The sequence below is a fragment of the Candidatus Protofrankia californiensis genome, from assembly GCF_900634765.1.
Taxonomy (GTDB): Bacteria; Actinomycetota; Actinomycetes; order Frankiales; family Frankiaceae; genus Protofrankia; species Protofrankia californiensis.
Map to the genome: position 1 here is coordinate 1 of NZ_CAAAFT010000028.1, position 4,978 is coordinate 4,978.

General features: G+C 68.3%; 5 protein-coding genes. 1 reads left to right on the forward strand and 4 read right to left on the reverse strand.

All coding sequences use genetic code 11. From position 1 onward, the window contains the following. Positions 1-194: 194 nt before the first annotated feature. Entirely contained in the window at positions 195-806 is a 612-nt protein-coding gene (gene thpR / locus DD1DGNOD_RS01220; RefSeq protein ID WP_241251105.1) for an RNA 2',3'-cyclic phosphodiesterase, read from the reverse strand. Positions 807-963: 157 nt separating this feature from the next. On the opposite strand from thpR, the gene DD1DGNOD_RS01225 reads away from it, so the two are divergent. Beyond that, positions 964-1,977 carry a Gfo/Idh/MocA family oxidoreductase gene (locus DD1DGNOD_RS01225; protein WP_131769251.1) on the forward strand — a complete coding sequence of 338 codons (1,014 nt, stop codon included), beginning with the start codon at positions 964-966 and terminating at the stop codon, positions 1,975-1,977. Positions 1,978-2,036: 59 nt separating this feature from the next. On the opposite strand, the gene DD1DGNOD_RS01230 is transcribed toward DD1DGNOD_RS01225, so the two are convergent. The 3 genes from DD1DGNOD_RS01230 to DD1DGNOD_RS01240 all read right to left on the reverse strand — a co-directional run. Further along, positions 2,037-2,492, reverse strand: a complete 456-nt coding sequence (locus tag DD1DGNOD_RS01230; RefSeq protein ID WP_241251106.1) for a MarR family transcriptional regulator — start codon at positions 2,490-2,492, stop codon at positions 2,037-2,039. A gap of 472 nt (positions 2,493-2,964) precedes the next feature. Beyond that, a complete protein-coding gene (locus tag DD1DGNOD_RS28505) occupies positions 2,965-3,525 on the reverse strand; it encodes a winged helix-turn-helix domain-containing protein (RefSeq protein ID WP_131769252.1) in 561 nt (186 codons plus the stop codon). Positions 3,526-4,106: 581 nt separating this feature from the next. Beyond that, a partial coding sequence (locus tag DD1DGNOD_RS01240) for an LLM class flavin-dependent oxidoreductase (RefSeq protein WP_131769254.1) occupies positions 4,107-4,978 on the reverse strand: 872 nt, incomplete at its 5' end.

Here is a 4,978-nt window from a genome sequence, read left to right on the forward strand (position 1 = left end):
CCCAGCCGGCGCTGACCGCGGCGACCATCGGCCCGCGGACCGTCGAGCAGCTCACCGGGTCGCTGCGGGCGCTGGAGATCGTTCTCGGTGAGAAGGAACTGGCCGCGCTGGACGAGATCGTTCCCGGGCCCGCCGGACCCGCCGGCACCACGAAAGAAGCATGATCGCGATTCTTGTCGGCCTTCCAACATCCGCTAGCCTTCCAGCGGCCAGGTGGCCGTCGTCTCGTACGGGGGGCCCGCAGCAGGGCCGCTGCGCATGAGGGTGAACCCGGTCGCCGTCCACGGCCGGGCGGTGATCCCGGCGAGGCCGTCGACCAACGGTGCCAGATCGGGCTCACCTGTCTGCGGCGGTGAACCGGTGTGACGGCCCTTTGGGCGGGACGACCTGCGGGTCGCGAGCGTTAGGTGTCCCCTCCACACCCGGGAGTCGATGCCGATCACCCCGGCGCGCCGGGCTGCCCGTGCCACCGCGCGGGCCAGCGGCGCCAGCGGTGGCTCGTCGACCGCCGCGAACAACACTCGAGTCCCGAACCGTCCCCCACCGGCGATGACCACGGGTGCCGGCGGATGCTCGGACGCCACCTGCGCCAGCTGCCGGGCGAGTTCGGGCCGGACGGTCGCGGGCACCTCACCGAGGAAGGCGAGCGTGATGTGCCAGCTTTCCGGCGGAGCCCACCGCACGGCCACCGCCAGCCGTGGTTGGTCGGCCCGCAGCCGCTGGACAGCACCGACAAGCGGCTCGACGACCTCCTTCGGCGGGAGCAACGCCACGAACATCCGAGCCATGTCCTGCAGATTCTGCATGATAAGCGACCTCTGATTATCGATCCCCACTCCACCATTGAAGGGAATGATGGTAATAAGTCGGACAAAAGATCTCGACCTGTTCGCCTCGGGAGTTTGAGACGGAGTAGTTACGGATAACGCTCCGGGCCCCCGCGGCGGAGGGCACTATCGGTATGTGACAACGGTTCCCGAGTTGGTGGCCCCACGTGACCCGGCAGGCGCACGCGAATGGCGGGAGCGCCGCCGCGACACCCGACGGCTTCTGCCCGACCTGCCCGGCGCCATGGCTTTGGTGACGGATGGCAGCGATCGCACGACCGCACCGGTCCTGCGGGACGCGGGCGTGGACGTGGTCGGCCTGCTCGCGCCCGAACCGCTGGAATCACTGGCCTGGGCGGCGGAAGCCGAAGCGCCGCGCGCCTATGCGGATCTGGTCGCGATGCTGTCCGACGAGATCGAGGCCGTGTGCATCGAGATGGCGCCACCCGGATCCGACGTGATCGCCCGAAGGTCCGTCGAAGCCGGCCTGCACGTGCTGCTGTCCCGTCCGATGACCGCTGACCCGGACGCATTGCGGGCTGTCGCCGACCTGGCGGAGGAGTCCGACCTCGCGCATGTCGTCGCCATGGACGGCCGGGCCTGGCCGGCGGCCTGGCACGTGCAGGCGTCAATGGCGTCGCTCGGCCGGATCACCCAGGTGACCATGCTCGCGGCTCCGGCGGGACAATCCGGTCGAGCCGAGATCATCGACCTGGTCGTCCGCTGGTGCGGGGAGGTGCTCGCCGTCTGCGCCAATCCCGACGCCATGCCCGCGGCCAGGCTCACAGCCGATGCACCTGTCACCCTTGCGTTGCTGTCGGCCAGCGGTGCCACGGCGCTGGTCAACGAGCGGCCCGACGGCCGTCTGGAGACGACCACGATCACCATCTGCGGTACCGGGGGACGGATGGTCGTGCAGGGTCGCCGCGTCCTGCGCCAGGACGCGGACGGCATGCGCGACCTGCTGATGCGGGAGGTCCCGGGCATGCGACCCGGTCTGATCGAGGCGACCTACGACGTCGTCCGAGTCACCGAGCTCAACGACCCCGCCCTGGTCCGTGGCGCGACCTTCCACGACCTTCTCACCATCGCCCGGCTGCTGTCGGCCGCCGACGCGTCCGAGGAAAGCGGTTGCTGGGTGGAGTTGTAGGGCCTATCCGATGTTCCGGTATGGACGGTGTCCCGTCGACGACCCGGACGGCCCCGCTTTCACGAACCGGCCAGTGTGTCCAGGATGGGTGCAGCCCGCTCGAGCGCGGCCATCTCGTCCGGGCTCAGCGACGCCAACCGCTCGGCGAGCCACTCGTCGCGGCGCCGGCGATCGGCTTCCAGCAGGTCGATGCCTGCTTCGGTGATCCCCGCGATGACCTGCCGGCCGTCGGAGGGATGCGCGCTGCGGGCGACCAGACCCGCTTCGGCGAGGTGGGCGACCACCCGCGTCATCGACGGCGGCTGTACCCGTTCGTGTGCGGCAAGCTCACCAAGGGTCATCGAACCGTGCCGTTTCAGGGTGGCGAGGGTTGCGATCTGGGTGGGCGTCAGAGTGTTCGACCGCTCCTGGCGCATACGCCGCGACAGGCGCATCACGGACAGGCGAAGAACCGATGCGAGCTGGGCCTCAGTCACGCCGTCCATCGGGTCAAGGTACTTCTTAGCCTCGCTCATTACCAAGAAAACTACGTGTTCCCAGTGGTATTCGCAGGTCGCCGACTGGCGGGGCGGCCCATGTTCCCGGTGCCGGGACCGGCCAGGACCAGCACGCCGAACCCACGGCCGACGCCGCGTCGCAGGTTCTCCTTCATGATTCCTCCTGTGTGGTCATAGTGACCTTGAGTATCGTAGTCTTCGGGTCACTATGAGGAGCCTTTGGTACGGGAGCTCGTTGTACCCGTCGCGCTCCCGCGCCTGTTTTCGTCGGCTGTCCCTCGCTCAGCCTGTTGTGCCGACCATGGGGACGTGCCTCTCGGGCCCTTGCCGCGGTGGAGGGGAGCGGCGAGGGGCCCGAGGCATGATCCTGCGGGACTGGCGCGTCGAGGACATCGACCCGTGCTCACCGACGACCGGCATCCGGACATGTCCCGTTACACCGGCGACGGCTCGTCGTAGAGCTGAGATGGTCGTAGAGCTGAGGTGTCGGTCAGGCCTGGCGGCTGGTCGGAACGGGACTATAGCGATAGCCGACCCGGCGGATGGTCTCGATGCGGTCCCGATGGTCGGGTCCCAGCTTGCGCCGTAGCCGGGTGATGTGAACGTCCACGGTCCGACCGGCCGCCCGGGGGTCGTCGTCGAGGTTGTAGCCCCAGACAGAGCGCAGGAGCGCCGTGCGGGAGTGCACCAGTGCCGGGTGGCGTACGAGGAAGTCGAGCAGTTCGAATTCGAGGTAGGTCAGGTCGAGCAGCTGTCCGTCGACAAACGCGCTCCAGGTGGGACGGTCGATCCACACACCGTGTTCGGGGCGTTGCGGTGGAATGGCTGGTGGGGTGATCGGCGAGGCGATCGGGGGGCGGACGGTCGGCGGCTGCCACGAAGCACTGCGCCCGAGTAGCACCACGTCGCGGTCCGGCTGCTGCCGGATGGGGTTGGTGACCGTTGCACGAGCGGCTGTCAGGGTGTCCAGACGGCCTCTCTGCGTGACCGTAAGACGGGCCTGCTCAAGTTGGGACGGCTGCCGGGAGGAACTCGGTTGTGGCGCGGTCATGTGAATGGGCTCCTTCGAGCTTCCTGGACGCCTCCCGGACCTGTCGGACCGGCTCCCGGACCTCCCGGATCGGCGAAGTCGATCCGGGAGGAACCCCGGATCCGGCAGGAACCGTAGGCGCGAGAAAATATGTTGTGCCGTTTTCGGCCAGCTGGACCACGTGAATTCTGGCGGACGGTATCCGTGACCGGAAGAATTTTGGTGGAGGCGGGTTGGTGCACGTTGGTTTTGTCTCTACCGTGCGACGGAACCCGGACAGTGCTGGTCGAAGTCGTGTTCACGACGGGGAGGCCAGAAAGCCTCGAGAAGGAGCGCGGCGTGTAGCGGACCCGCAGTGCGTGGTCTCGGCTCCACGTGATAATTCACACCCAAAGGATAACAGAGCTGCAAAGCTTCGTGGAGGTCGCGTTTCGCCGCCCCGGTGCCGGGGTTTCCCACCGCGGGGCGACGGCTGTGGTTGTTGTGCCGCTCGTCGTATCCGGCGATCCCCCCGGGATCGCCGGATACGGGCGTGGGCCGGTTGATCGGCGCCACGCCCGCCTACCCGCTTATTTTACACTCGGTTCATACTCGTTTCATGTTCAGTTCACGCTCGCGCCGTTGGCCGCCAGCGCCGCGGGTACCGGCGAGATCGCGGTGCGCTTCGCGGCATCCCCCCGCTCCCGCCGGGCGACCTCCTCGCGGACCAGCGGGATGAGGTAGCGGCCGTAATCGATGGCGTCGTCGTAGGGGTCGTAACCGCGGATCAGCAGCGTTGTCACGCCGATGTCGACATAGTCGAGCAACGCCTGCGCGACCGTCTCCGGGGTCCCGACCAGAGCCGTCGAGTTGCCCGCGGCGCCGGTGGCAGCGGCCAGCGGTGTCCACAGGGCCCGATCGTGCAGCTCACCGGCGGCAGCCGCGGCCAGCAGCCGCTGCGACCCGATGTTCGCCGGTGTGGCGTCGGGGCTGAACGCCCTGCGGAACTGGCTGAAGATGCTGTTGGGCGTGGTCAGATTCGCGCGCGTGTCCGCGAGGATCCTGTGTGCCCGTTCCCAGGCAAGGTCCTCGGTCGGGCCGAGGATCGGCCGGAACGACACGCTGATCCCCGGCTTGGGCCGACCGGCCTGCTCGGCGGCCTGGTTTACCGCCGCGATCTGCTCGGCGGTCTCGGCCAGCGGCTCGCCCCACAGAGCGAACACGTCCGCATGCTTGCCGCCGACCCGGTAGGCCGCCTGCGAGGAGCCGCCGAAGTACAGGGGGATGTGCGGCTGCTGGATCGGACGCACAGTGGCCAGGTGGTCCTGCAGCTTGTAGTACCGCCCCTCGTGGCTGAACGGTTCGGTGGACGTCCACGCCTTGCGGACGATGTCGAGGTACTCGTCGGTGCGGTCGTAGCGTTCGTCCTTGGTCAGGTAGTCGCCGTCGCGCCGCTGTTCGGCGTCGCTGCCGCCGGTGATGATGTGGATGGCGA

Bases quoted from the DNA above. Each gene is read 5' to 3' on its own strand.
- thpR (WP_241251105.1), bottom strand. From the start codon at position 806: ATGCAGAATCTGCAGGACATGGCTCGGATGTTCGTGGCGTTGCTCCCG.
- DD1DGNOD_RS01230 (WP_241251106.1), bottom strand. From the start codon at position 2,492: ATGAGCGAGGCTAAGAAGTACCTTGACCCGATGGACGGCGTGACTGAG.
- DD1DGNOD_RS28505 (WP_131769252.1), bottom strand. From the start codon at position 3,525: ATGACCGCGCCACAACCGAGTTCCTCCCGGCAGCCGTCCCAACTTGAG.